Origin of the sequence: Streptomyces iconiensis (genome assembly GCF_028657195.3) — a bacterium.
Lineage (GTDB): Bacteria > Actinomycetota > Actinomycetes > Streptomycetales > Streptomycetaceae > Streptomyces > Streptomyces iconiensis.
The window spans coordinates 98,899-125,860 of sequence record NZ_JANCPR020000027.1 but is presented as its reverse complement, the minus strand read 5'-3'; the positions used below and the strand labels follow the sequence as shown (position 1 = coordinate 125,860).

The 26,962-nt window shown below is 72.6% G+C and carries 16 protein-coding genes; 10 read left to right on the top strand and 6 right to left on the bottom strand.

All coding sequences use genetic code 11. From position 1 onward, the window contains the following. Positions 1 to 103: 103 nt before the first annotated feature. From NMN56_RS25550 to fxsT, 8 genes are all read left to right on the top strand, one after another. Positions 104 to 1,189: an AAA family ATPase gene (locus NMN56_RS25550; RefSeq protein WP_274040662.1), complete on the top strand. Its 1,086-nt coding sequence runs from the start codon at positions 104 to 106 to the stop codon at positions 1,187 to 1,189. After that, complete coding sequence (locus NMN56_RS25545) at positions 1,189 to 4,980, top strand: SAV_2336 N-terminal domain-related protein (protein ID WP_274040661.1); 3,792 nt, start codon at positions 1,189 to 1,191, stop codon at positions 4,978 to 4,980. The genes NMN56_RS25550 and NMN56_RS25545 overlap by 1 nt, the downstream gene beginning before the upstream one ends. Positions 4,981 to 5,192: 212 nt before the next feature. After that, positions 5,193 to 7,367, top strand: a complete 2,175-nt coding sequence (locus NMN56_RS25540) for a VMAP-C domain-containing protein (protein ID WP_274040660.1) — start codon at positions 5,193 to 5,195, stop codon at positions 7,365 to 7,367. Further along, entirely contained in the window at positions 7,364 to 8,440 is a 1,077-nt protein-coding gene (locus NMN56_RS25535; protein ID WP_274040659.1) for an AAA family ATPase, read from the top strand. The genes NMN56_RS25540 and NMN56_RS25535 overlap by 4 nt, the downstream gene beginning before the upstream one ends. A gap of 7 nt (positions 8,441 to 8,447) precedes the next feature. Next, positions 8,448 to 11,627, top strand: coding sequence for an SAV_2336 N-terminal domain-related protein (locus NMN56_RS25530; protein WP_274040658.1), 3,180 nt, complete (start codon positions 8,448 to 8,450; stop codon positions 11,625 to 11,627). Between the two features lie 140 nt (positions 11,628 to 11,767). Continuing rightward, complete coding sequence (locus NMN56_RS25525; RefSeq protein ID WP_274040657.1) at positions 11,768 to 12,073, top strand: hypothetical protein; 306 nt, start codon at positions 11,768 to 11,770, stop codon at positions 12,071 to 12,073. Between the two features lie 41 nt (positions 12,074 to 12,114). Then, a complete protein-coding gene (locus tag NMN56_RS25520; RefSeq protein WP_274040656.1) occupies positions 12,115 to 13,365 on the top strand; it encodes an aKG-HExxH-type peptide beta-hydroxylase in 1,251 nt (416 codons plus the stop codon). Between the two features lie 59 nt (positions 13,366 to 13,424). Continuing rightward, the gene (fxsT, locus tag NMN56_RS25515; RefSeq protein WP_274040655.1) at positions 13,425 to 16,433 is read left to right on the top strand and encodes an FxSxx-COOH system tetratricopeptide repeat protein; all 3,009 of its coding nucleotides are present in this window, start codon (positions 13,425 to 13,427) and stop codon (positions 16,431 to 16,433) included. A 140-nt stretch (positions 16,434 to 16,573) separates the two neighbouring features. On the opposite strand, the gene NMN56_RS25510 is transcribed toward fxsT, so the two are convergent. The 4 genes from NMN56_RS25510 to NMN56_RS25495 all read right to left on the bottom strand — a co-directional run bounded on the left by NMN56_RS25510 (position 16,574) and on the right by NMN56_RS25495 (position 23,484). Beyond that, positions 16,574 to 20,479 carry a multifunctional oxoglutarate decarboxylase/oxoglutarate dehydrogenase thiamine pyrophosphate-binding subunit/dihydrolipoyllysine-residue succinyltransferase subunit gene (locus NMN56_RS25510; RefSeq protein ID WP_274040654.1) on the bottom strand — a complete coding sequence of 1,302 codons (3,906 nt, stop codon included), beginning with the start codon at positions 20,477 to 20,479 and terminating at the stop codon, positions 16,574 to 16,576. Between the two features lie 226 nt (positions 20,480 to 20,705). Continuing rightward, the gene (locus tag NMN56_RS25505; RefSeq protein WP_274040653.1) at positions 20,706 to 21,836 is read right to left on the bottom strand and encodes a HAMP domain-containing sensor histidine kinase; all 1,131 of its coding nucleotides are present in this window, start codon (positions 21,834 to 21,836) and stop codon (positions 20,706 to 20,708) included. 23 nt (positions 21,837 to 21,859) lie between these two features. Then, a complete protein-coding gene (locus NMN56_RS25500; RefSeq protein WP_274040652.1) occupies positions 21,860 to 22,672 on the bottom strand; it encodes a response regulator transcription factor in 813 nt (270 codons plus the stop codon). A gap of 71 nt (positions 22,673 to 22,743) precedes the next feature. Next, entirely contained in the window at positions 22,744 to 23,484 is a 741-nt protein-coding gene (locus tag NMN56_RS25495) for a spermidine synthase family protein (RefSeq protein WP_274040651.1), read from the bottom strand. A 368-nt stretch (positions 23,485 to 23,852) separates the two neighbouring features. On the opposite strand from NMN56_RS25495, the gene NMN56_RS25490 reads away from it, so the two are divergent. Both NMN56_RS25490 and NMN56_RS25485 read left to right on the top strand, forming a co-directional pair. Then, entirely contained in the window at positions 23,853 to 24,200 is a 348-nt protein-coding gene (locus NMN56_RS25490) for an RNHCP domain-containing protein (RefSeq protein WP_274040650.1), read from the top strand. 1 nt (position 24,201) lies between these two features. Beyond that, complete coding sequence (locus tag NMN56_RS25485) at positions 24,202 to 24,612, top strand: RNHCP domain-containing protein (RefSeq protein WP_274040649.1); 411 nt, start codon at positions 24,202 to 24,204, stop codon at positions 24,610 to 24,612. A 60-nt stretch (positions 24,613 to 24,672) separates the two neighbouring features. Here the strand turns inward: NMN56_RS25485 and NMN56_RS25480 are convergent, their stop codons facing one another. Together NMN56_RS25480 and NMN56_RS25475 are read right to left on the bottom strand one after the other, a co-directional pair. Further along, positions 24,673 to 25,581 carry a hypothetical protein gene (locus tag NMN56_RS25480; protein WP_274040648.1) on the bottom strand — a complete coding sequence of 303 codons (909 nt, stop codon included), beginning with the start codon at positions 25,579 to 25,581 and terminating at the stop codon, positions 24,673 to 24,675. Further along, positions 25,578 to 26,741: an FAD-dependent monooxygenase gene (locus NMN56_RS25475; protein ID WP_274040647.1), complete on the bottom strand. Its 1,164-nt coding sequence runs from the start codon at positions 26,739 to 26,741 to the stop codon at positions 25,578 to 25,580. The genes NMN56_RS25480 and NMN56_RS25475 overlap by 4 nt, the downstream gene beginning before the upstream one ends. Between the last annotated feature and the right edge of the window lie 221 nt (positions 26,742 to 26,962).

Sequence of the window (26,962 nt, the reverse complement as noted above, 5' to 3'; positions counted from 1 at the left end):
GAGCAACTACAGGCTGCGAGCGCCCACAGGGCACAACCGCCCACAGAGCACGAGCGACTCCGCACACGAGTGACCACAGAGTACGAGCGACGAGGAGCGATCCGTGAGCGTCCCCGACTGGTTCGTCTTCCGGGGCACGGGAGAGCCGCACGACGGCATCGACAGGCTGCCACCGCCACCGCCCTGGCGTGACTTCGACGGCGGCCCCGCCGTACCAGGAGTGCCCCGCCTCGGCTCGGAATCGGGCCGGCGTCTGGGCACCTCCACGGGCGGAACGCCGGGAGGCACCTGGCGTACCGAGGAGCTGGAGCTGATCAACGCTGCGCTCTACTTGCGCCGCCCGCTCCTCGTGACCGGCGACCCCGGCTCGGGCAAGTCCACGCTCGCGCACGCACTCGCCCATGAACTGGGTCTGGGCAGGGTGCTGCGCTGGCCCATCGTCAGCCGCGCCACCCTGCGCGAAGGGCTGTACGCCTATGACGCCATCGCGCGCCTCCAGGACGCCCAACTCGCCCGCCAGCAGGCTTCGTCAGCCGAGGGGGGAGGTGAGGGCGGTATCGGCCGCTATCTGCGGCTGGGCCCGATGGGCACGGCGCTGCTGCCGTACGAGCGGCCACGGGTGCTCCTGGTCGACGAGCTGGACAAGAGCGACATCGACCTGCCCAACGACCTTCTGAACGTCCTGGAGGAGGGCGAGTTCACGCTCCCCGAGCTGGAGCGGATCGCCGACCGCGAGCCGCGTACCGACGTGCTCACCGACGACGGCACCCGCGTCGCCGTCGAGGGCGGCCGGGTGCGCTGCCGTGCCTTTCCCGTCGTGGTGATGACCAGTAACGGCGAACGGGACTTCCCGCCCCCGCTGCTGCGCCGCTGCCTCCACCTGGATCTGCCCTCGCCGGGCAACGACCAGGCCGGCGCCGACCGGCTCGCCGCACTCGTGCACGCGCACTTCGGCCAGGAGGGAGCCCGGCCCGACGGCGGCCCGGACGGCTCCGCGGACGGTGACCTCGCGCGCGAGGAGCTGATCCGCTCGTTCCTGACCAGCAGCCCCGGCTCCCTGCGCGCCGCCGACCAGCTGCTCAACGCCGTCTACCTGACCCAGCAGGTGGCCACCCCGGCCCTCGACCGCGAACGCCTCGCGCAACTCCTCATGCGGCCCCTCGACTCCGGCGAACGCGGTCCCCGCTGATGCACCCGCCGCACAGCGCCCACGACACCCACAGCGCCCACGACACCTACGGCGCACACGGCTCTCCGCTCGCCGAACTGGCCGAGCGGCTGCGAGGCGTGCGCGGGCCCGAGGAAGGCGCCGATGCGGGGCTCACCGCGCGGGAACTGGCCGAGGCCCTGTGGCTTGCACGCCACGTGCCACCGGCCCAGGTGCACGCACACGGGCAGGGGCGCGGTGGCGTGGCAACGGACGCTGCCGAGGCGGCGGGACAGGGCGCGCGGGGCGCCACCGCGCAGGACGCCGCTTCATCACGCGACGGGCTGGACGAGCCCTCCCGCGCGGAGCGGGCAGGGCTGCACACCGGCAGGCCGCCTGCGGGCACGGACGGCCGGCACGCGACCGGCACCGGCAGCGGCGCCTACGGTCATGTGCTGCCCGTACGTGCCCCGTCGGCGACGGCGCTGCCGGCCTCCCTACCCCTCCAGCGGGCCCTGCGTCCCCTCCAGGGCTTCCAGTCGCCCGTGCGGACCCCGGCACGCCACCTGGACGAGCAGGCGACGGCCGAGCGCGCTGCCGAGACCGGGCTGCTGTTGCCGGTACTCCGTACCGCAGAACGGCGCGAAGCGCGGCTCCAGTTGGTGATGGACCTGTCCAGCTCCACCGTTCTGTGGCAGGGAGCGCTGGACGAGCTGGCCGGAATCTGCGCGGTCACGGGAGCCTTCCGGGAGGTACGCACGCAGTACGTGCGCGAGGGCCAGGACGGTGCGCTCCTGGCGAGCCCCGACAGGGAAGGGCGGGGCCCTGCCCGGCACGCCGAGCAGTTGCGGGACGGCACCGGCAGGCAGCTCACCCTGGTCCTCAGCGACTGTGCGGGGCCCCTGTGGCGCGCGGGACGTATGCAGCGCCTGCTGCACCACTGGGCGGGCACCGCACCAGTAGCACTCGTCCAGCCGCTGCCCCAGCGCATGTGGGCGCGCACTCATCTGCCCGCACACCCCGGCACGCTACGGCGCCGCGAAGGGCGCGGCACCCGTCTGCGGTTCACCCCCGCCGACGGTGCGGACGCCCCGCGACCACACGCGCTGCCCGTACCTGTGCTCGGCCTCAACCGGGACGCCTTCCACACCTGGGCCCGCCTCCTGTCAGGCAGCACGGGGCTCTCCCAGTCCGGAGCCGCCGCCTGGGTACGCCCCGGCCACCCGTCGGCCGGGCCCCGCCCCCCTGTGCCCGAACGCGACCCCGCCGACCGGCTGCGCGCGTTCCGCCGCACCGCGTCCCGCGAGGCCGTCCACCTCGCCGTGTGCCTCTCGGCGACGCCGCTCGCCCTGCCCGCCATGCAGCTCGTGCAGCGCGCCATGCTGCCCGAGAGCGGCCCCGAGGTCCTCGCCGAAGTCGTCCTCAGCGGTCTGCTGCGCCGCGCGGAGGGCGCACCCGAAGGGGAGTACGCCTTCGCGCCGGGCGTCCAGGAACGGCTGCTGCGCTCGCTCCCCAAGGGCGAGGCCGTGCTCATCCTCAAGCAGGTCTCCGACTACGTGGAGCGCCGTTTCGGGCGCGGCGAGCGCAACTTCGCGGCATACGCCGTCGCCCGGCTCACCGGCACCGGCTCAGGCGACGGCTCCGCCTCCGGGCCCGGGTCCGGGGCAGGCGACGGCACCCGCACCGCTACGGGAGTCGAGGTTCCCGGCCACGCGGCCCGCCCCCGTGCGGTGCCCGCACACACCCTGCCCCCCGCCTTCGCCGAGGTGCCCGCCACGGTCGTACGCCGCTTCGGGTTCGCGCCGGGGGAGGAGAGCCCCGCCGTGCGCACGCTGAAGGACCAGCGCGCCCCCGTGGCCCCCACACCGGCCGCGCCCGCCTCCGGGGCGCCGACCACGGGGACGCCGACCTCGGGGACGCCCACGCCCGTCGCCTCCACGCCCGTCAGGTCCACGTCCGTCGTGCCCACGCCCGGACGGGCTCCGGCCGTCGACCTCGTACGCGCCGCCACGGTGCGCCTGGAGGCCGGGGCCGACGTGCCCTGGATCAACGGGTTCTTCGTCGCCCCCCAGTGGGTCGTCACCACGGCGCGCGACGGCTGGACCAGGCGGCGCGTCAAGGTCGTCACCGCCGACGGCAAGCGGCTGCCGGCCGAGCAGGTCGAGTGGGCCAGGGCGCGCCGGCAGCGGGACCTGGCGCTCTTCCACGTACCGTCCGCGAGACATCAGCGCTGCCTGTGGCTGGCCGATCTCCCACCGCGCGGCCGTACGGAATTGGCGGTCTACGGGTGGTCCGACGGACTCCCGGGCGGCGGCCCGGTGTTCACCTCGCTCACCGAAGGCGTCCGCGCGCCGGAGGCCGGAGCCCTGCGTCTGTCCATGGCGGCGAACGGGCGCGTCCCGTACGCGGGCGCCCCTGTACTGAACGCGGCGACGGGTGAGACCGTCGGCCTGCTCACCGTCACCGAGCCCGGCGCCGGGCGCTGGGCCCAGCTCCCGACGGCGGACCGTACCGAGAGCGTCCCGTCCTGGAACGACCTCGTCCGTGCGCACGACCTCCACCATGGGAGGGAACTGGACGAAATCGGTGCCAGTAGCTGGCCGGGAACCTTCACCTCCTACGACGACCCGCCCAACGCCCTCAACCCCGCACGCCGCGCACGTCTGTACGGCATCCTCGCCCGGATGGAGCCGCCCCGTTCGGCGGCGCTCGTCGGGTCCCTGGTCGGCAGGGTGACGGAAACGCTGCTCCTGTCATCGGCCGTACGCGGCAGGGGCATCAACTGGCGTGACGGCGCCGCCCTGTTGCGCGGCGGCTACGACGCGCACCCGGGCAGGGAGCTGGAGGCCGTCACCCTGTACGCGGCCCACGTGTGGGCCGAGACCGGCGGGAGCCGCCCCGAAGAGCCGCGCGAGCAGCTGCGCGCCTGGGCCGAGTCGATCGGGCGGACCCTGGAGTTCGAGCCCGCACGCGAGGCCGTGTGGCGGGTGCTCGCTCCCCGCCCGGCACCCGACGCCGCCGCGTCGCCGGAGGAACACGCGGGTGTGCTCATCGAGGTGGAGCCGGTGGGCGCGGCCGAGGACCGCTACAGGTGGCGGGTCAAGGTCAGGCACGGCGGCCGTCACCTCTCCACGACGGACGCGGCGGCCCGGCCCGTACTGCTGCGCGAACTGGAGCCCGAGCTGTCCTCGCCGCTCGCCTCGGCGATAGAGCTGAGCGACCTCGTGGAGCGCGGGGCACGCATCCAGCTCTCCGTCGAACGTTCTCTGTTCGACCTCCCCGTCGACAACTGGCGTGCGGACAGGGAGGGCTACCCCCTGGGCGTCCTGCGTGACGTCACCGTCGCGCACCACGAGCGCGGGCAGTCGGCGCAGCGCCGCGCCCGCTGGGACGGTGTGCACCAGGGGCTCGGCCCCGAACTGGTGCCCGTGCGGCTGCTGGCGCCGGGGGCCTCGGCCGACGAGACGAGGGAGGCGCTCATGGCGCACCCCATGAACGCCGTTCCCGTCCACCCGGGCCCGGTCTCCGGCGGGCCCGCAGCGGAGGCGATGGACATGGCCCTCGGTGTGGGGTACGGCCTCGCTCTGTGGTGCAGGGACGCGGAGGGGCACGACACCGAGGAGTTCGAACAGCACGTCCACGACATGGTGCGGCGCGCTGCCGACGCTTACGACCTGCTCGACCTCGTCACCACGGCCCGTACAGGTCTGGCCGAGGAGCGCCCTGAGGCCCACTGGGCCACCGGACTCGCCGTTCTCTACGATCCGCCCGACACCACCTCCGACGACTCCTGGCCCCTCCCGTCCCCCCGCCTGCGCAGGCGCTCCAGCTAGGCGGATCTGCCCCAACTCCCGGACGCCGCCGTCCTGTTATCGGGCTCCCCCTCCCGTCTGTCGGACACGGGGACTACCCTGCTACCTCACGAGTCTCACGGAGTGGAGCCACGGGGGAACGGGGCGTATATGGGGGTCGTTGTGTACGACGGGCGAGCCGCGAGAAGCGAGGGGCCGCGATTCGGCGTGCTGCGATGCGCGCGGTGTGCCGCGTGAACGCCCCCGCCGGCATCGAACGCGCCGTCCGCGCGTCAGTGGTGCGCATCGGGGCGCCCGGGGACGGGTATGACGGACGCAGCGGAACCAGCGGAACCAGCGGATGTGCGGATGCCGCCGGGACCGCCGGCAGTGCGGAACGGCGCGCGCGGGAAACCGTGTTCTGGGGGAGCGGTTTCTTCGTCGCGCCCGGATGGGTCCTCACGTGCGCCCATGTCGTGGGCAAGGGCGCCCCGGCCGTGTGGAGGGGGGATCGGGCCATCGGCATCACGATCGGGGACGATGAAGTCCTCGCCGGCGAGCTGGCTTTCGGGCTGCCTCGGCCCGAGGATCCCCACGCGCCGCCCTCCCCCTGGCCGTTCCCTGACCTCGCGCTGATCAGGGTGCCCGAGGCGCGCGACGCCGACTGCCTGTGGCTGAGCGACCGTTCGGCCCTCACCCCGGCGGAGATCGGGCTGTACGGGTGGATGCCGGGGCCCGTGAAGGGCGAGCCCCTGTTCTTCTCCGGCGGCGGCACCGCCATGGGAGGCAGCGAGGGGCCCGTGATGCTGAGCGGTGACCAGCTGACGGAGGGCTGCTCGGGCGGGCCCGTGATCGATGTGCGGCGGGGCGCGGTCATCGGGGTGAGCAAGAGCAAGGGCAGGCAGCCGGGTTCGGGTCTCGCCACACCCGTGACCGCGCTGCGTGAGCTGTGCGACGCCGGAGCGGGCGGGGCACGCGTGCTGCACGAGGTGCTCTCCGCGCACGACAGACACCATCTGGACCGGTACCACGCGCCGGGCGACAGCTGGCCCCGGCTGCACGCGCGGCTGGGCCCCGCTGCGGGCGAGGCGGCACACGGGTTCACGGCCGACCGCAGGGCACGGCTGTACGCGCTCTTCGCCGAGCTGGAGCCCCCCGCGGCGGCCGGCCAGGTGCTGCAACTGGCCAACGAGGCACGGAACGTCGTCCTCAAGGCGCCGTACAACCTGCGCGACCACGACCCGCGCAGCTGGCGCGAGGGCGCGGGCCTGCTCTACGACCCGCGCGACGGCCGCACCCCCGAGGACGAGCCCTCCCGCGACCTCGCGCTGGAGGCCGTGGTGCTGTACGCGGCACAGGTGTGCGCCACGCTGACCCGTTCGGCGTGCACACCCCCTGCGCGTGCGCTGGCCGACCTGCGCGAGTGGGTCGAGGCCACGGCGCTGCCGCTGCGCAACGACGTCGTACGGGCCCTGGTGCCGCGCGTCCTCGCGGGCCAGGGGGCCGCCGTTTCCGCGCACACCGACGTGCTGGTGGAGATCGACCCGGACATCTACGGCACCGGCCGGCACTCCTGGCGTGTGGTCCTCCTGGAGGGCCAGGAGGAGACCGGCGGCGAGCAGCTGCCCCGGTCGCAGCAGACCGTCGCGCAGAGCCGCGAGGACGCGCCCCGTACGAGGCTGGAGGAGTCGGTGCGCGGCGCGCTCTCCGCCGCGCTGGACAAGTGCGACGTGGGCGACCATCTGGCGGCCGTCGAATTCATGCTGCCGCGCGCCCTGTTCGACGAACCGGTCGACCAGTGGCGTGCACGGCCGCACGATCCGGCCGACCCGTTCAACCCGCACACGCTGCCCCTGGGCCAGCGCAGACTCGTCGTGCTGCGCGACCGGCTGCGCAAGGACCACGGCCTCACACCCGAGTGGGTCGCGCGCGCGGGTGGCGTAGCCGGTGGTCCCCTCGAAGCCGTACCACTGCGTGGCGAGATGTCCGCGGGCGGCCACGACGCGCCGCGCCCCGAGGGTGGACAGGCCACGTACGGGCGGCTGCGTGAGGCCCCCGCGGGCGCGGTTCCCATCTACTGCGCGCGCACAGGTGAGGGGCCGGGCGCACGGGCCATGGCGGCGGCGCTCGCCGCGGGGCACGCGGTCGCGCTGTGGCGCCACTCGGCCAGTGGGCACACCGACTGCCGGGAATTCCACGAGCGTGCCGCCGAGTTGCTCCGTGAGGCACACTCGGCAGAGCAGCTACCGGTGCGCATACGGACCCTGCGCACCGGTAACGCGGACGAGGAGGCGCCGGACCCGGGAACGGCCTGGGCACGGCATATCGTCCTGCTCTACGATCCGCCCCACAGGGTCCCGGGGGGCGGTCCACTTCGCGAGCCTCCGCTCATGCACAGGCAGCCGGCAGCCGGGAGGAGCACACCGTGAGCGATTGGCGCATCTACCGTGGAGCGGGCGTCCCGCACGAGGGAGTGCGCGGGCTGCCCGAACCGCCACCCTGGCGCGACTTCGCCGGAACGGGCACCGGCACCGGCGCTCCTGACGGCGGCGACGGGCCCGGCGGTGTGGACGGTGTCGACACCGCGCGGCGGCTGGGCGCGCAGCGCCGCCTCGTCGAGAGCCTGCACCCGCGCCCCGAAGAGGTCGAGGCGGTCAACGCCGCGCTCTATCTGCGCCGCCCGCTCCTGGTCACGGGCAACCCCGGCACGGGCAAGTCGACCCTCGCGCACGCCGTCGCACACGAGTTGGGCCTGGGCCGGGTGCTGCGCTGGCCCGTCGTGAGCCGTACGACCCTCAAGGACGGGCTGTACCACTACGACGCCATCGGCAGGCTCCAGGACGTCCAGCTCGACAGGGCGGCTGCTGACGGGCCTGCCGGTCCTGGCGCCGCGCGTGTACGGCCGCCGATCGGCTCGTACCTGCGCCTGGGACCGCTCGGCACGGCGCTGCTGCCCGCACCGCCGGCGGGTCCTGGCGAGCCGCCGCTGCCGCGCGTCCTGCTCGTCGACGAGCTGGACAAGAGCGACATCGACCTGCCCAGTGACCTCCTGAACGTGCTGGAGGAGGGCGAGTTCACCATCCCCGAGCTGGAGCGCATCGCGGAGCGCGAGCCGGTCACCGAGGTGCTCACGGCCGACGGCACCAAGGTCGCCGTCGAGGGCGGGCGGGTGCGCTGCACCGTCTTCCCGTTCATCGTGCTCACCTCCAACGGCGAGCGCGACTTCCCCGCCGCGCTGCTGCGCCGCTGCATCCAGCTCGACCTCAAACCACCGGGGGACAAGCAGCTGGCGGCCATGGTCACGGCCCATCTGGGCGAGGAGGCGCTGGAGGAGGGCAGCGAACTGGTCGAGCGCTTCCTGCGGCGCGAGCCCGGCCAGGTCGTCGCGACGGACCAACTGCTCAACGCCCTGTTCCTGACACAGCGTGCCTCAGGCGCCGAGCGGGTCACCCGCGACCGGCTCGCCGAGATGCTGCTGCGTCCGCTGGACCGCCCGAGGTGACGTGGCGATGAGCGAGCCGCGCCAGGAGCCACGCGCCGCGCCGTCGGCCGACCAACTGGCCGGCGGGCTCGCGGAGTTGGTGGCACGCCTGCGCGCCGCCGGATGGGACCCCTCCTCCGAGGAGGTCGCCGAGGCCGTGTGGCTGGCGCGGTGGACGGGGCAGCGGTCTCAGGACGTTTCCGACGAGGACTCCACCAGGCTCCGCTATTCCGGGACCCGTACGCGTCACGCGGAGCCGCCCATGCCGTCACCCCCGGAGCGCCCTTCACCGGTCGAAGCGCCACCGGTGGGCCCCGAGCGTACGGCGCCCGTCTCGCTGTACGCGCCGCTGCGGCACGGCGGCGCCATGGCGGGCGGCTTTCCCGTACGGGCGCCGGCGGCGGGCGCCCTGTCGGGACTGCTCGAACTCCAGCACGCACTGCGCCCCCTGCACCGCTACCGCCCGCCGCTGCCGCCCACGGCCGGAGGGCTCGACGAGGAGGCGACGGCCGACCTCAGCGCGCGCAGCACGGCCGTACGTCCCGTCTTCGGCACGGAGCCGCGCAGGGCGACCGAGATCCAGCTGCTGATGGACGCCTCGGCCACGGCGTCCGTCTGGCAGCCCACCCTCGAACGGCTGCGCCAGACCTTCGAGCAGCTCGGCGCCTTCGGCGATGTGCAGGTGCGCTATCTGCACCGTGCCAGGGACGGCGTGCCGCTCATAGGAACAGGCCCTGCCGAGGGCACCACGCGGCTGCGCCCCGCCGACCAGTACCGCGACACCACGGGCCGCCGCCTCACCCTGGTCGTCAGCGACTGCGTGGGGCCCCTGTGGCAGGACGGGCGTGCCCAGCGCCTGCTGCACCACTGGACGGGCCGCGCGCCGCTGGCCGTCGTCCAGCCCCTGCCGCCCCGCCTGTGGCCGCGCACGGCGCTGCCGGCCGAACCGGGGCTGCTCGTGCGCGAGCGGGGCGCGGGCGGGCGCGTCACCTTCGAGTCCGACGGCTACGCGCCGCAGCCGTCACCCGAAGCCGTGCCCGTTCCCGTGCTGCTGCCCACGCCCGAGGCGCTCGGCAACTGGGCGCGGCTGCTGGGCGGTTACGGCGACAGGACCGTTCCCGGGGCCGCCGCCTGGGTGCTGCCCCGCCACCCGGCCATGCCGCCGCCCGTCTCGGCGCCGGGTACCGTCCCGCCGCGCACGCTGCTGCGCGAGTTCCGCAACACCGCCTCGCCCGGCGCGGTCGACCTCGCCGTGCACCTGGCCGTCGTACCGCTGCTGCTGCCGGTCATCCACCTCGTCCAGGAGTCGATGCTCCCCGACACCGGGCCCCTGGAGCTGGCCGAGGTGCTGCTCTCCGGGCTGCTGGAGCGGCTGCCCGACAGGGACGGCGCCGAGGGGCCCCGTTACGCCTTCGCACCCGGGGTCACCGAACTGCTGCTCCAGTCGCTCGACAAGGGCGCCGCCGTCCTCATCCTCAAGCACCTGTCGGACTACGTGGCCCAGCGCTTCGGCAAGGGCACCCGCAACTTCCCTGCCTTCGCCGTCGCCCAGCTCACCGGCCGCCCCGGCAGCCCGCCGCAGCCACCGCCCGGCCGGGAGCCGGGCGACGGCGGGGCGAGCGGCAGGGGATACGGCGAGGGGCACACGGGGGGCTACGAGGACTACGGCGCTGGCGAGACCGCGGAGGTCGGGGACGAGCTGTTCGCCGAGATCCCCGCCGAGGTCGTCCGCTTCTACCTCCCCGAGCACTCGGCGACCGACCAGGTCGCCGAGGCCGAACGGCTGCTGGCCCTGTGGCGTGCCCAGGGCGACGCCCAACTCCTGCACCAGGCGCGCTCGGTGGCCGAGGCGGCGCGCGCTGCCGAGGGCGACAGCGAGCGCTCACGGCTGGTGCTCGCGCAGGTGCTGCACGCCCTCGCGGGCACCCGCACCGCGCGCCTCACCTCGATGGGCGAGGAGTCGCTGCTGCGGGACGCCGCGACGCTGCTCACCGGCGAGGAGCCCGGCACGCTGCTGGAGCGGGCAGCCGTGGAGCACGACCTGTGGCGCATACAGGGCGCGACGGCGCATCTGCTGCATGCCGAGCGTCTGCTGCGCTCCCTCGCCGACACGAGTGGTCAGGCCCCGCCACTGCGGGCCAACGCCGAGCGCACCCGTAAACTCCGCCTTGGCCGGGTGCTGCTCGCGCTGGCCCGTGCCGCTCCAGAACACCGCCGACGGGCGGCCTCCGAAGCCGTTCGTGAACTCCGCGAAGCGAGCGAGATGCTGGCAGACCGCGCCTCCGAGACCTCCGACCCCTCAGCAGGACCCGCGACGGCCGAGCCGCCCGCTTCCGGGCGGCCCACCGGCGGGCGGGCGGGCGCGGGCGGCGACGATGCCGCCGGCGACGATGCGGCGGGCCAGCGCTGTACGGCCCTCCTGGACCTGGCAGCGGCGCTGAGCCTGACGGGCGCCGGCCCCGGCGAGCGCCTGCGGGTCCTGGAGCGGGCCCGCGAGGCGGCGGGCGAGCGCCGCGATCTGAACCTGCGCTGCGCGCGGGAGCGCGCCCGGGTGCTGCGCGAGAGCAGCGCCTGGGACGAGGCGGCCGAAGCGTACGCACAGGCGGAGCGACTGACCGTGCGGGACAGTGCCCAGCGGGGCGAACTCCTCACCGAATGGGGCGAGATGCTGCTCACGGAGGCCAACGACATCCCGCGCGCCGAGGGGATCCTGCGCGAGGCGCTCACGCGTGCCCCGGTAGGCAGCCGGGTGATCAGCAGAGCCGCGCTGCTGCTCGGCAAGGTGCTGCTGCTGCGCTACGAACGCGAGGGCTTCAGGCCCGACCTGTACGAGGGGTGTCATCTGCTGGAGCAGGCGGCACGCCAGGACCCGGAGGCCGAGCGCCGCGCGACAGCGTGGCTCGCGCTCGGCAGGGCCCGTGCCCTGTTCCCCGAGGACGCGCCCCAGTTCCAGCAGGCGGGCGCCGACCTCACCAACGCACTGGAGGAGGCCGAGGAGGGCGGCAAGCCGTCCGGGTCGGTCACCGTGGCCCGCGCGCTGCACGCGCGGGGCGACTTCCACCGCCGGGCGAGCCGCAGGGACGAGGCGCTGGCCGACTACCGCGCGGCGGCGGCCGAGTGGCAGCGGCTGGCCAACCATCTGGCCGAGGTGCCCTGGTCCGAGGTCAGGGAGACCCGCGCCCGGGTCACCGAACTGGCCCCGCAGTGACGGGATGAGGGGGGACGAGGGGGAGCGGCGGCCGAATGCGACGGCCCCCAGGACCGAACGGGTTTCCGTATACATGGCCCGGGAAAGAGACATCATCCGTGCTTACCGCCCCCGGGCGGGGCGTCAGGGAGGAGATGAGCGTGCCGAAGCGGACCGGTGGCACGTCCCGAGGCCCGGGGCAACAGAGCGGGGGCTCGGCGCCTCTGCCCGACCTCAGCGGCATCGACCTGCGGACTCTCCGTACGTCGGACGACTCGGCAGTGGCCGCCGCCGTCGAGTGGGCGCTGCGTGTACCCGAGAAGTTCCGGCTCTTCTGGGCGGCCGAGGGCGGCGAGGGGCGCGGACCCAACCGCTGCGCGGGCACGCCGCCCCGGCAGGACGAACGGCACTCCGTGCCCGAGCTGGGCGCCGACGTGCCGCGTGATCCGGCCAATTTCCTTCCCTGAAAGCCGGGTTCACGATGCCGCCACCGGTACGACCTTTCGCCGTGAAGAGCCCGGCACCGCACAGATGGGGCGACGCCCGACCTGCTGCCGAGGACACCGCGCTGCTGCGGGACGGGCTGCACAGCACCCGCCTCCTGCTGCTGAAGACACTCCTCACCCGCGCCGAGCGCGAAACGGTGTCCCCCCGTGCCATCCGCGCGTTCCGTGACCACTGGAGCCTGCTGGAGCGCGCCGAGGCCCACGATCCCGGCGCGGCACGCGAGACGCTCGGCTATCCCGCCGTCGGCGCCTGGCTGGTGGCCGCGCTCGACGCGTTCGAACCCGAGGCGTTCGAAGCGGCGCTCTCGGACCTCGGCGCCGTAGCGGCGACTGCCGCGTCCCGCGCCGGTCTGGAGTCGGACGCCACGCTCCCCGTCCGGCACGGCGCGCTGACCCTCCCCGGCCTCGGCGGCGGTGTGACCTCGGCGCCCGCCATACATGTGCGGGTCACCCACGAGGGCCCGCGGCTGCGCGCCGAGCGGCGTCCTGGCGAGGCGGAGGGAGCCGACGGCTCCTGTGGCTGGCGGCCGTTGTCCGGCCTGCCGGGCGGCGTGGGCGTGCTCGACGACCGGGACCCGTATCTGTGCGCCGGGGGCGACCTCGCCGGCTTCTCACCCGTACACCTGCGCACCTCCCGTGAGACGCGTCCCTGGCTTGAGGTGTGGGAAGCGGCGCTCGGCCTGCTGCGCGAGACGGACCCGGAGCGGGCGGCCGAGGTCGCCGGTCTCGTCAGGGCGCTGGTGCCGGTCGTACGCGAAGAGGCGGCGGGACCGGTGAGCGCCACCTGCTGGTCGGCGCCCTGGGCGGTGCTCACCACGCTGCCCGGCACGGCCGAGGAGATGGCCGAGGTACTCGTCCACGAGGTGCAGCACAGCAAGCTCGCCGTGCTCGGCGACCTGGTCACGCTGCACCACGGCGACCGCGAGGCCGTCTACAGCGTCGGCTGGCGCACCGACCCGCGCCCGCTGGGCGCCATGCTCCAGGGTGCCTACGCGCATCTCGCGCTCGCCGACCTGTGGGGCCGAATAGCCGCGAGGGACGGCGTCCCGGCCAGAAGCAGAAGAACGGCGCGACTGCGCTGCGCCGAGTACCGCGAGCAGGTGGCCGATGCGCTTACCCTTTTGCTGGGGTCGGACCAACTCACCTCCGAGGGCAGGGAGTTCGTGGAAGGCATGCGGCGCCGCCACGGAAGGCTGGGACCGCGGAGCACCCCCATAACGGACGAACCGTTATCAAAAGACAACGTTGGGTAATCTCGCCGCGAGAAGTCACCTCCTCGGTGACGCGGCTGCTGGACGAGGGAGAACGACGCATGGTCGCTCAGCGGGAACCGGCTCAGAGCGGGCCACCCGGGCAGGAGTCCGAGCACTTCGTGGTGGTCTTTCCCGGGTACCACCGTGCCTGGGGCAGCTGGATCGCGCACAAGCTGGAGAACCACGGCCATCGCACCACCCTCCAGCGCTGGGACCCCGACCGCGAACAGCCGCTGGAGGAGGCGCTCGGCGACCTCCAGCTCGCCACGGGACGCGTCGTCCTCGTCATCAGCGACCTGTTCTTCCAGCTCGGGCCGCGTACGGAGACCGACTGGAGCTCCGTGCTGCGGGGCTTCGTCTCCGAGCACGCCGGGGAGTTCGCCGCCGTCAACCTCACCAACCGCGAACTGCTGCCCGCCACCGCCGTGCTGGAGCCCGTCAACCTCTGGGGCGTAGGGGAGGACGAGGCCGAGCGGCGCCTGCTCAACAGGCTCGGGCTGCGCCCCCGCCGGCTCAGGAACCTCCCCCCGGCCGGCTCCAGCCGCTACCCCAACGAGCCGCCCGCCGTCTGGGGCGAGGTCCCGCGCCGCAACGCCCGCTTCACCGGCCGCGACGTCATCCTCGGCGATCTGCAGCAGCAGCTCATGGACGCCGAACACGGCGCCGCCGTATGCACCCTCGTCGGCACGGCAGGCATCGGCAAGACCCAGATCGCCGCCGAGTACGCGCACCGCTTCGCTCCCGACTACGACGTCGTGTGGTGGGTCAACTGCGACCAGCGCAACACCCAGCGCGAGGCGTTCAGCTCCCTCGCCGGAGAGCTGGGCCTCGGCGGCGTCGCCGAGGTCGGCGAGCGCGTGCGCGCCGTACGCGACACCCTGCGCAGGAACGAGCCCTCAGGGCGCTGGCTGCTCATCTTCGACGGATGGGAGGAGCCGGAGGACGCCATCACCTACCTGCCCCAGGGCGGTACGGGACACGTCCTCATCACCTCGCGCAACCAGAACTGGCGCTCCAGCACGGACATCAAGCCCATCACGGCCTTCCGCCGTGCCGAGTCCACCGGCTACCTCATGCGCGGCGCCCCGCACATCAGTGTCGACCAGGCCGACCAGGTCGCCAGCGAGTTCCAGGACCTGCCGCTCCAGCTCGCGCAGGCCGCCGCCTGGCTGGGCCAGGAGGGCATGGAGGTGCCCGAGTACCTGCGCATGGTGCGCGGGGTCGGGCTCACCCGGCTGGAGAGCCACTCCATGCCGGACGACTACCCCGTCTCCTCCCTGACCTCCTGGTCGATCCTCCTCAACAAGCTGCGCAAGTCCGAGCCCCGCGCCGTCGAACTCCTCTCCCTGTGCGCGGTCTTCGCGCCGGGCCGCATCCCCCTCGGCCTCGCGCGCGGCATCCCCGGCGCTGAACTCCCCGACCAGATGCGCTGGATCAGCAGCGACGGAGCCGGCTGGGCCCGCGCCCTGGACTCCCTCGTCAGCTACTCCGTACTCACCCGCGAGAGCCGGGGCCCGGCGGGCGACGGCGAGCAGGAAGACTCCGTGCACATCCACCAGGTGGTGCACAGCGTCATCAGCGAGCTGACCGGGGGCAGGAAGAGCGAGGTGTACCGCGACATCGTGCACCGGCTCCTCGTCGAGGCGGACCCCGGAGCCCCCAACGACAGCAGGCAGTGGCCCCGCTACGCCGAGCTGATCCCGCATCTGCTCGCCTCGGAGGCGCACTCCAGCAGGGAGGGCCGCGTCCAGGAGATGCTGCTCAACTGCCTGCGCTACTGCTACACCAGCGGCGAGTACACGCTCGGGGCCGAACTCGCCGAGGCGGTACGCGAGAAGTGGGAGGAGTTCCTCGACGTCGCGGGCCCGCGCCTGGGCGCCCTCACCACCCAGCAGGGCAACCTGCTGCGCCTGGCAGGCCGCTTCCGCGAGGCCCAGTACCTCGACACCTTCCGGCGCGACCGGCTGCTGGAGATCCCCGGCGCCGACGAGGAAGCCCTGGTCGAGGCCACCAGCTGCCTGGCGGCCGACCTGCGCCCCCTGGGCCAGTACGAGGACGCGCTGAAGCTCCAGCAAGAGGTCGTCGAGACCACCCGCAGGCTCTACGGCCCGGAGGAGCGCACCAGCCTCCTCGCCCAGCACAACCTGGCCGTGGGACTGCGCCTGCTGGGCCGGTACGAGGACGCGTACGACGTGGACCTCGACACCCTCCGCAAGCGCGAGCAGGTGCTACGCGCCCGCCACCCCAACACCCTCTCCTCCGGCAACGCCTGCGCCCGCGACCTGCGCCTGATGGGCCGCTACCAGGAGGCGCTGGCCCGCCAGGAGCTGGGCATGCGGCTGCACCTCCAGGTGCTGGGCCCCCAGCACCCGCAGACCCTGCTGGCCCGCCACAACCTGCTGCTGTGCCAGCGCAGAGCGGGCACCTCACGGCAGGACATGGCCACCGCCATGGCGTCGCTGCTCGACCAGCAGGAGCAGGTGCACGGCCGCCGCCACTACTCGACGCTGGCGCTGCTCACCGACTACGGCAACTTCCTGCGGGAGCACGGCGACCTGTCCCAGGCCAGGGAACTGCTCACCGAGGCCGAGGAAGGCTTCCGCAGACTGCTCGGACCCGCGCACCCCGTCTCCACGGCCATGCAGTCCAACGCGGGCCTCGTACTCCAGGCCGAGGGCGAGCGGGACGGCGCGCTGAACATGTTCGAGCAGGCGCTCGCCGGGCTCACCTCGCTGCTCGGCGCCGACCACCCGGCGACCCTGGGCTGCGCCCTCAACACCAGCGGCGGCAGGAACCTGAGCGAGGCACTGGACGACGCCTTCGAGCTGAGCCGGGACACGTTCGAGCGGGCCCGCGAGACGCTCGGTGCCGACCACCCGCTGACCCTCTCGTGCATGGTCGCGAACGCCGCTGACCTCCGGGGGCTGCGCCGCCGCGACGAGGCACGCGCGGTCGAGGCCGAGGTGCTGGAGCGGCTCACCCGCTCCCTGGGCGCCCAGCACCACCACACGCTCTCCGCACGCCAGCGGACACGCCCCTACTGGGACTACGAGCCCTACCTCGGCTGAGGGCCGGGGGCCGGTCCCTGAAAGCCCGGCGTACGGAAGTCCGGCGCGCGGGGAGCCCGGAGCGCGGGAAGCCCCCGCCGCGAAAGTCGCGGCGGGGGCTTCCCGTTGCTGCCTGTACGGGCGGTGCCGTACGCGGCCGGTCAGATCGCGAAGACCTCGTTGATCAGCTCGTTCTGCTCCTCGGCGTGCCGCTTGCCCGAGCCGACGGCCGGCGAGGACGAGGACGAACGCGAGACCCGGCGCAGCCGGTCGGCGTTCGGCACCGGCTCCGAGCCGATGATCAGGTCCAGGTGGTCCACCAGGTTGAGCGCGATGAACGGCCACGCGCCCTGGTTGGCGGGCTCCTCCTGGGCCCACACGAACTTCTCCGCGCCGCTGTAGCGCGCCATCTCGGCCTGGATCTCCTTGTCGGGCAGCGGGTAGAGCCGCTCAAGCCGGATGATCGCGGTGTCCGTGACGCCACGCTTCTGCCGCTCGGCGTCCAGGTCGTAGTAGACCTTGCCGGAGCAGAAGACGACCTTGCGGATGTGTGCCGGGTCGCCCTGCCCGGAGGAGATCCGCGTGTCACCGATGACCGGGCGGAAGCCGCCCTGGGTGAACTCCGCCGTCGCGGACGCCGCCGCCTTGGACCGCAGCATCGACTTCGGGGTGAAGACGACCAGCGGCTTGTGGTGCGGGTTGTGGACCTGCCAGCGCAGCAGGTGGAAGTAGTTCGACGGCAGCGACGGCATCGCGACCGTCATGCTGTTCTGCGCGCACAGCTGGAGGAACCGCTCGATGCGGGCCGACGAGTGGTCGGGCCCCTGGCCCTCGTAGCCGTGCGGGAGCAGCAGGGTGACCCCTGACGTCTGCGCCCACTTCTGCTCGGCCGACGAGATGAACTCGTCGATGACCGTCTGCGCGCCGTTCATGAAGTCGCCGAACTGCGCCTCCCACATGACCAGCGCCTCGGGACGGGCCAGCGAGTAGCCGTACTCGAAGCCCATCGCCGCGTACTCGCTCAGCAGCGAGTCATAGACGTTGTAGCGCGCCTGGTCCTCGGTGAGGTACAGCAGCGGCGTGTAGTCGTCACCCGAGTTCTGGTCCAGCAGCACGGCGTGCCGCTGGCCGAAGGTGCCGCGGCGCGAGTCCTGGCCCGCCAGGCGGACCGGGGTGCCCTCCATCAGCAGCGAGCCGATGGCGAGCGTCTCGCCCATGCCCCAGTCGATGGTGTCGTCCTCGACCATCTGCGCGCGGCGCTGGAGCTGCGGCGTCAGGCGCGGGTGCACGGTGACCCGCTCGGGGATGTTGACCTGCGACTCGGCGATCTGCTTGACGACCTCCTGGCTGATGCCGGTGTCGACGTGCACGGGGAACTCGGGCTGGGGCGCCGGGACCTCGGCGGGCGCCGGCGCCGAGGTGGCGTCGCGCACCTCCGTGAAGACCTTCTCCAGCTGGCCCTGGAAGTCCTGGAGCGCCTGCTCCGCCTCCTCCAGGGTGATGTCGCCCCTGCCGATCAGCGACTCGGTGTACAGCTTGCGCACCGAGCGCTTGCGGTCGATCAGGTCGTACATCAGGGGCTGGGTGAACTTCGGGTTGTCGGTCTCGTTGTGACCGCGCCTGCGGTAGCACAGGAGGTCGATGACCACGTCCTTGTTGAACGCCTGGCGGTACTCGAAGGCGAGCCGCGCGGTGCGCACGACGGCCTCGGGGTCGTCGCCGTTCACATGGAAGATCGGGGCCTCGACCATGCGGGCCACGTCCGTCGAGTACATCGACGAGCGCGCCGACTCGGGTGCGGCGGTGAAGCCGACCTGGTTGTTGATGACGACGTGGATCGTGCCGCCCGTACGGTAGCCGCGCAGCTGGGACATGTTGAGCGTCTCGGCCACGACGCCCTGGCCCGCGAAGGCCGCGTCACCGTGCAGTTGCAGCGGCAGCACGGTGAAGTCCGTGCCGCCCTTGCCGATGATGTCCTGCTTGGCCCGTGCCACGCCCTCGACCACCGGGTCGACGGCCTCCAGGTGCGAGGGGTTGGCGGTGAGCGAGACCTTGATCTGCTCGCCGTCCAGGCCCGTGAAGGTGCCCTCGGCGCCCAGGTGGTACTTCACGTCGCCCGAGCCGTGCATCGACTTCGGGTCGAGGTTGCCCTCGAACTCCCGGAAGATCTGCGCGTACGGCTTGCCGACGATGTTGGCCAGCACGTTCAGCCGGCCGCGGTGCGCCATGCCGACCACGCACTCGTCCAGCCGGGACTCGGCCGCGGCGTCGATCACCGCGTCCATCAGCGGGATGACGGACTCGCCGCCCTCCAGCGAGAAGCGCTTCTGGCCGACGTACTTGGTCTGCAGGAACGTCTCGAACGCTTCAGCCGCGTTCAGCCTGCGCAGGATGCGCAGCTGCTCCTCGCGCTCCGGCTTGACGTGCGTCAGCTCGACGCGGTCCTGGATCCACTTGCGCTGCTTGGGGTCCTGGATGTGCATGTACTCGATGCCGGTGGTGCGGCAGTACGAGTCGCGCAGTACGCCCAGGATGTCGCGCAGCTTCATCATCGACTTGCCGGCGAAACCGCCGACGGCGAACTCACGCTCCAGGTCCCACAGCGTGAGTCCGTGCTCGGTGATGTCCAGGTCGGGGTGCTTGCGCTGCTTGTACTCCAGCGGGTCGGTGTCGGCCATGATGTGGCCGCGCACCCGGTAGGAGTGGATCAGGTCGAAGACCCGGGCCGCCTTGGTGACGTCGTCGTCGTGCGAGGCGTCGATGTCCTGGAGCCAGCGCACCGGCTCGTAGGGGATGCGCAGCGCCTTGAAGATCTCGTCGTAGAAGTTGTTCTCGCCGAGCAGGAGCTGCGCCACCGTGCGCAGGAACTCGCCGGACGCCGCGCCCTGGATGACGCGGTGGTCATAGGTGCTCGTCAGGGTCATGACCTTGGAGATGCCGAGGCGGTTCAGGGTGTCCTGGGAGGTGCCCTGGAACTCCGCCGGGTACTCCATGGCGCCGACGCCCATGATCAGACCCTGGCCCGGCATGAGGCGCGGCACGGAGTGCACCGTGCCGATGCCGCCCGGGTTGGTCAGGGAGCAGGTGACCCCGGAGAAGTCCTCCATGGTCAGCTTGTTGCTCCGCGCGCGCCGGACGATGTCCTCGTACGCCTGCCAGAACTCGAAGAAGGTCAGCGTCTCGGCCTTCTTGATCCCGGCCACGACGAGCTGGCGGTCGCCGTTGGGCTTCACCAGGTCGATGGCCAGGCCGAGGTTCACATGGTCCGGCTTGACCAGGGTCGGCTTGCCGTCCTTCTCGGTGAACGACTGGTTCATCGAGGGCATCGCCTTCAGCGCCTGCACCATGGCGTAGCCGATGAGGTGCGTGAAGGACACCTTGCCGCCGCGGGCGCGCTTGAGGTGGTTGTTGATGACGATGCGGTTGTCGAACAGCAGCTTCACCGGCACGGCGCGCACGGACGTGGCCGTGGGCAGCTCCAGTGACGCGTTCATGTTCTTCGCCACGGCCGCCGACGGGCCGCGCAGCTGCACGTACTCCGGACCCTCGGAAGCGGCGGACTGGCCCGGCTGCTCCTTCTGGGTGGCAGCCGGCTTCGCCGCGGGGGCCGGGGCGGGAGCCGCGGCCTTCGGCTGAGCGGCCGGTGCCTGCTGTGCGCTCGGCGTCTGCTGTGCGCTCGGTGCCGGGCTCGCGCTGGGCTGCGCGGGTGCCGGTACCGGGGCCTGCTGGGCCGGCGCCTGCCCGGCCGCCGGGGCCTGGGCCGCCGGCTGCGGGGCGCTCTGCTGCGCCTGCTGCGGCGTGGAAGCGCTCGGTGGGGTCTGAGCGTCCCGCGGCGTTCCCGCGCCGTCGGGCGCGGCCTTGGCTGCTTCTGAGGACTCTGGCTGGTAGTCAGCGAAGAAGTCCCACCAGGCTCGGTCTACCGAGTTCGGGTCCTGGAGGTACTGCTGGTAGATCTCGTCGACGAGCCACTCATTGGGCCCGAACGACGTGGAGGCAGGGTCTTTGCCCTGCCCGTCCTTCCGTTCAGGGGAGGTGCTCGGTGAGCTATTGGGGGACTGTGACGACACGGCGGCAACCGCCCTCTTCCGCTTCCTTAGGTGGTGGACAGCGGAAATAAAGGCTACGCCTCTCCGGACGATTGGTGGAGTCCGGGCCGCCCCTTGGTCACCTAAGTCACATCAGAAGCGCGGTTTCGGCCCCGGATTTGGCGGGAATCACCAACGGTTTTGACGTGATTCCGCGACCACACATCCCTCATCCCACGTCCACGTGGGCCTCACCAGCGACCCTACGTCAACCTGGCAAGGGCGGCTCTCCCGGAAGCGTGACCTGGATCCGGCAGCCCCGGGGCGATTCGGCCACCCTGATCAAGCCGCCGTGCAGATCGACGGCCCAGCGTGCGATGGCGAGGCCCAGCCCCGTGCCGCCCGTCCCGCCGCCCTCGCGCACCCGCTCCGCGCTCTGCGTGCGGCTGAAGCGCTCGAAGACCCGCAGCCGCTCCGACTCGGGGATGCCCGGCCCCTCGTCGAGCACGTCGACTTCCAGGCTGCCCCGCTCCTGCGCGCTCTCGCCCGGTCGGGCCCTGATGGTGACGCGGCCGTGCTGCGGGCTGTGCTTGACCGCGTTGTCGATCAGGTTGGCGACGACCTGGTGGAGCCGTTCGGGGTCGGCGTATGCGGTCAGCTCGGGCGGGGAGACGTCCAGGTGCAGATGGACGTCCGTACGCGCGTGGCCCGAGCCCTTGCTCATGTTGGCCTCCTTGAGCACGCCCGCCAGGTACGGCCAGACCTCGAAGCGGCGCGAGCGCAGCGGCACCACGCCGTTGTCGAGGCGCGAGAGGTCCAGCAGATGGTCCACGAGCCGGCCGAGGCGCTCGGTCTGCGACAGCGCCGTGCGCATCGTCTCCGGATCGGCCTCGGAGACGCCGTCCACGACGTTCTCCAGCACCGCGCGGAGCGCCGCTATGGGGGTGCGCAGCTCGTGCGACACATTGGCGACCAGCTCCTTGCGGTGCTGGTCGACGGCCTCCAGGTCGGCCGCCATGTGGTTGAAGGTCTCCGCCAGCTCCCCGAACTCGTCCCGCCGTCCTCCCCGCACCCTGCGCGAGTAGTCGCCGTGCGCCATCGCCTTGGCCGCGTCCGTCATCTCGTCCAGCGGCGCGGTCAGCGACTGCGCGACGAACTGGGTGATCAGCAGCGAGGCGACGATCGAGATGATGGTGATCACCCGCAGCTCCGTCGCCGACTGCACGGCGAACAGCGCGAGCAGCGTGGTGATCACCACGCTGACGATCACCAGCGCGCCCAGCGCCGCCTTGACCGAGCGGTACGGGTCCAGGGGGCGCAGCGCCTCCCAGAACCTGTCCCACTGGCCGGCGCACCACCGCGCCGCAGCGCGCCGGCACCTGACCACGGAAGCGGACACCTCGCCGCCCTCCTCCGTGCCCTTCAGGAGCCCTCGACGGCTGCGCCCGTCACCGGCGTCGGCTGTGCTCCTGGCGCGCCGGGCGTGCCGGGTGCGGGGGTCTCCAGCGCGTACCCGACGCCGTGCACCGTGCGGATGCGCTCGGCACCGATCTTGCGCCGCAGCGCCTTGATGTGGCTGTCGACCGTGCGCGTGCCCGAGGCGTCGGCCCAGTCCCACACCTCGGCCAGCAGCTGCTCGCGCGAGAGCACGGCGCGCGGCGAGTGCGCCAGGCAGACCAGCAGGTCGAACTCGGTCGGCGTCAGATGCACGTCCTCACCCGTGACCCGCACCCGGCGCTGCGCGTGGTCGATCTCCAGCTCGCCGAGCCGGAGTATCCCGCTGCGGGGCGTGTGCGCCGCCAGCGTGGCCCGCTCGACGCGGCGCAGCAGCACGTGCACACGGGCCGCGACCTCGCGCATGGAGAACGGCTTGGTCATGTAGTCGTCGGCGCCCACACCGAGGCCGACGAGCATGTCGGTCTCGTCGTCCCGCGCGGTGAGCATCAGCACCGGTACGGGGCGCTGTGCCTGGACCCTGCGGCAGACCTCCAGGCCGTCGAAGCCCGGCAGCATGATGTCCAGGACCAGCAGATCGGGCTGCCACGCCTCCGCGGTGTCCACGGCGGCGGGCCCGTCTCCCGCCGTCTGGACCTGGAAACCCTCGGCGCGCAGCCTGCGGGCTATGGCATCCACGATGGTCGGATCGTCCTCCACGACCAGGATGCGACGCTGGGCGCCAGGGGTGCTGGCGGCGGCTGAACCGCCAGGTGTCTGAGTGGTGTTCTTGTGGTCCATGCGGCCCCGCCCCTGCTGGCTCTCTCCGGCTTTCTTCGCACAGCAGCGTAAGGGCCTGCCGCGCGCCTCGGCTACGCCGGTCGTACTGCGAAGTGGACCACGTCGGGGACGCCTCGGGCGACGTGGATCTCTTCGGTCCTAACGCGGCAGAACCCCTCATTCCGCAGGGAATTCTCGAATACGGGCGACGGCCGGGCCGACCAGACGGCCAGTACGCCGCCCGGTGCGAGCGCCTCGCGGCAGGCCGCGAGCCCGGTGGGCGAGTAGAGGGAGGAGTTCTCCTCGGTGACGGTCCAGTCGGGGCCGTTGTCGATGTCGAGGCACAGCGCGTCGAAGCGGCGGCCGGCAGCGGGCGCCTCGCGTACGTACGCGAGGAGGTCGGCCCGCACCAGTTCCGTACGCGGGTCGGCCAGCGCCTCGCCGGAGTACGGCGACAGGGGGCCCTCGCGGTGCCAGTCCAGGATCGCGGGCTCGCGCTCGACCACGGTCACGCGCGCCCAACGGGGTTCGCGCGCCGCCTCGGCCAGCGAGAAGCCGATGCCGAGGCCGCCGATCAGCACATGCGGCGCCCGCCTGCCGCCCGGCCCAGCGGGCAGGTCCTCTCCGTTCTGCTCATCGAGCGCGGTGAGTGCGGCGCGTACGAGGAGGCGTTCGGAGCGGCCGTCGGAAGTGTCCATGAGGAAGCAGCCGTTGGCGATGATCTCGAAGACCTCGCCGGCCGCCGAGTGGGTGCCGCGCCGCCGCAGCACCACTTCGCCGTAGGGGCCCTCGCGCCGGTCGACCGTCACAGGCGTGGCAGGTGGAGTCAGCATGGGGGCAGCGTAGGCATGCGTACGGGCCCGCGTCGTTCGCGTGGAGTGCGCGTACATGCGCGGGGGCGGGGCAGGACCGGGCAGGGGGCGGCGGAGAAAAACCCTTGGCGGGCCTCGGCGGCGGATTGTTACGGTACCGGTGAATCGTGAGAACCACCGGTCTGCCATCTCCGGCAGCCGGACTATCGGGCGTTCGCGCCCTGGAAACGCAGGTGTTGATGTTCCGGCAAGCGCCGAGCGCGCCTCTCCGAGCTCACGCGACCGCCCCTCCGGCGACGCGCGGTCCCGACTGAGCCGGAACACGATACCGAGGACCGCTCGGCGCTCCCTTGCTGCCCCAAGACAGATCTCCAGCAAGGAGTCCACCGGTGTCCACTCTGCGGACCAACACCTTCACCTGCGTACGCTGCGGCCTCACAGTCACCCTGTCAGGACCCGACGGCGCGCGCCGTAACCACTGTCCGAGCTGCCTGCACTCGCAGCACGTCACCGACCACGTCGAGGGCGGCCCTTCGGACTGCCTCTCGCGTATGACGCCGATCGCCATCGCGGTGCTGCGCACCAGCGACTGGATGGTCATCCACCGCTGCACGCGGTGCGACGAGCTGACGTCGAACCCGGTCTCACCGGACGACAACCACCTCATCCTGATGAGGATGGCCGTGCGTCCGCTGGCCCAACCGCCGTTCCCGCTCGAAGTGTTCGGCGAGGTGTGACATGGCGAGAAGACACGCACGCTCCGTGCGCCCGCAGCGGCGCAAGGAGCGCGCACACGCGCTGCCCGGTGAGCGGGGCGACGCCTTCAGATGCGTCGGCTGCCGGCTCGACGTACCCATGGCGGCGCCCGGAACCGCACACCGCAACCACTGCCCGCACTGCCTCAGCAGCCTCCATGTCGACCGGCGCGTGCCGGGCGACCGCGCCTCCGGGTGCCGGGGGCGCATGGCGGCGCTGGGTCTGTCCGTGCGTCAGAACGGGGAGTGGCTGCTCATCCACCACTGCCTGACCTGCGGCGAACTCAGCGCCAACCGCATCGCGGGCGACGACAACGCGCTCGCTCTGCTGCGCATCGCCGTCCGTCCGCTCTCGGACTCCCGGGTGCCGGTGCGGGCGATGCTGACGCTGTAGTCCAGCCGGTGCCGGTGCCGGTGCCCGTGCTGCCGTCGGCACCGGCATCGGCGCCGTAGCTCACTCGATCCCCACCGGATAGGGGATCGACCTGAACGCGCCGTCCAGGTGGCGCGCGCTCCGGGGGAGCCAGGTCGCTGCCAGCCGCACCACCTTCGCGGCCGGCAGCGGCTTGCTCACCTCGGTCATGCTGGGCTTGGCCGTCGACTGCACCGCCCAGGCGAACCCGTTGAGCGGTGCGAGAGCGGCCCAGCGGCCGGCGTCGATACCGCGCAGCATCATGGCCCGCATGTAGGCGTGCCACACGTGGTAGCCGATCGGTGCCATGCCGGGGGCGAAGTTCATGGTGTGCACGGGGGAGTGCGCCTCGGCCCTGCGCGGGTCGAAGAGCACGCCCTGTCCGAACCACGAGAAGGCCGCGGTCAGCCGGATGTCCCTGGGCCGGTAGAACCTGTCCACGACGCCGAGCTGGGCCCTGGACAGGACGCGCAGTGCCTTGTCGACGGGGCGCATGTGCGCGGCGTAGTTCTCCGGGTAGCCGGGCTCGCCGCTGAGCTTCAGCCACAGGTCGCGGATACCGGTCTCCAGGCCGCCGGGGATGTACTTCTCGATGGCCTCATAGGCGGCGTTGATCTCGGCTGACGGCTTGTAGAGCGTCACTTCGTCGAACCAGTACCAGAACTCGTTGGCCCTCCTGTCCCCGAGCATGCCGGGCACGTCGGGGAAGTCCGGGTCGCCTCCCGGCCTGATACGGGCGACACGCGCCGCCTCGGGCGCTTCCGCGGCCTGCCGGGCGCCGGCGGCCCGTGCGGTGGTCCCGGCGTGTGCCGTGCCCGTGGCGGCGGCGCCGAGCCCGACGACGGCTGCGGCTCCCAGCGAGGTGCGCAGGAAACTCCTGCGCCCCGTGGCCACTTGGGCCGGGCCCTCCTCTGTACGTGTGGTCCTGCGCTCTTCTCTCATCTTCCTCATCCACTCCTCTCCTGTGTGAACACCCGTTCCACGTCGTGCCGTTGGATCCAGTCGATGTCCCGGACGAGCGAGGCCGCGCCGCTTCCGCCGCCCGCGCCTGGCGAGGGGCGCAGCCGCAGCGAACCGCCGTCCCTGGCACCGAGCTGGACCCGGGTGGTGTGGGCACGCCGTACGGCCTCGTAAGCGAGCAGCGCGCTGGGCACCGTGGGCCCGGCGGCGAGACAGTGGGCCAGGGCGGCCCCGTCCTCGATGGCCTGGCTGGCGCCCTGTCCGTGGTGCGGCAGCATCGGGTGCGCGGCGTCGCCGAGCAGCGTGACGCGGCCTCTGGTCCACGAGGGCAGCGGTTCGCGGTCGTGGAGCGCCCAGCACCCCGCCTCGTCCGCCGCCTCCACGAGTGCGGTGACATCGCGGTTCCAGCCACGGAACGCCCTGGCGAGCACCGCCGGGCCGGCGACCGCGCTCCAGGACTCGCGGCGCGGCGCGGCGTCGGGCAGTACGGCCACATAGGTCCACAGCGCGCCGCCGCTGACCGGATAGCACAGCAGCCGGGAAGCGGCCCCGGTCCAGACGAACAGCGTGCGCGCGGGCAGACGGGGAAGGCTTACCGCCGGTACGGTTCCCCGTACGGCGCTGTGGCCCGAGAAGACGGCTGAATCCGGTCCCGCGACGGCACGCCGTACGGCCGAGTTGACCCCGTCGGCCCCGACCAGCACGTCCGCTTCCGCACGCCCGCCACCTGCGAACTCAAGCCGGACGCCGTCCACTTGCTCCCGGAATCCCACCAGCCGGTTCCGCAGGTGCAGGCATCCGCGTGGAAGCCGCTCCGCGAGGATCCCGTGAAGATCCGCCCGATGGATGGTGTAGTACGGGGCACCGAATTCGGCCTCCCAGCTCCGGCCCATGGGCTGGCGGAAGAGAGTCTTCCCGTTCGCTCCGTCCCGTACCTCCAGGGCGGCCGGCCGTACCGCGGTCTCGCGCAGCCGGCCCGCCAGTCCCCAACGGTGCAGCACCCGGCTGCCGTTGGGCGCCAGGTGCATGCCGACGCCGACCTCGCGCAGCTCAGCGGCCTGCTCGTACACCTCGACGCCGATGCCACGGCGCGACAGCGCCACGGCGGCTGCCAGCCCGCCGATGCCCGCACCCACGATCGCCACCCGCACCGCCGGCCCCCCGCCCCTCGCGGTTCCACTGACCTGCTCACGCTAGGTCGGCCCGGTTCCCGGGCGCGTGGGCCGGTTGTCCCGAGGCTGTCCCTGCCGCCGACAAGCGGAACCAGAGGTAGGGGTTTCTACGGGTGAGGTGCGGCCGTGCGACTCCTGTGGCTGGAAGGTGCCTGTCCAAACGGGAGTGTCACCGACATAGCCTGATCCCATGGGGAGTT

Coding starts and splice junctions, on each gene's coding strand:
- NMN56_RS25545 (WP_274040661.1), top strand. CDS start 1,189: ATGCACCCGCCGCACAGCGCCCACGACACCCACAGCGCCCACGACACC.
- NMN56_RS25495 (WP_274040651.1), bottom strand. CDS start 23,484: ATGCTGACTCCACCTGCCACGCCTGTGACGGTCGACCGGCGCGAGGGC.
- NMN56_RS25500 (WP_274040652.1), bottom strand. CDS start 22,672: ATGGACCACAAGAACACCACTCAGACACCTGGCGGTTCAGCCGCCGCC.
- NMN56_RS25485 (WP_274040649.1), top strand. CDS start 24,202: ATGGCGAGAAGACACGCACGCTCCGTGCGCCCGCAGCGGCGCAAGGAG.
- NMN56_RS25530 (WP_274040658.1), top strand. CDS start 8,448: ATGAGCGAGCCGCGCCAGGAGCCACGCGCCGCGCCGTCGGCCGACCAA.
- fxsT (WP_274040655.1), top strand. CDS start 13,425: ATGGTCGCTCAGCGGGAACCGGCTCAGAGCGGGCCACCCGGGCAGGAG.
- NMN56_RS25480 (WP_274040648.1), bottom strand. CDS start 25,581: ATGAGGAAGATGAGAGAAGAGCGCAGGACCACACGTACAGAGGAGGGC.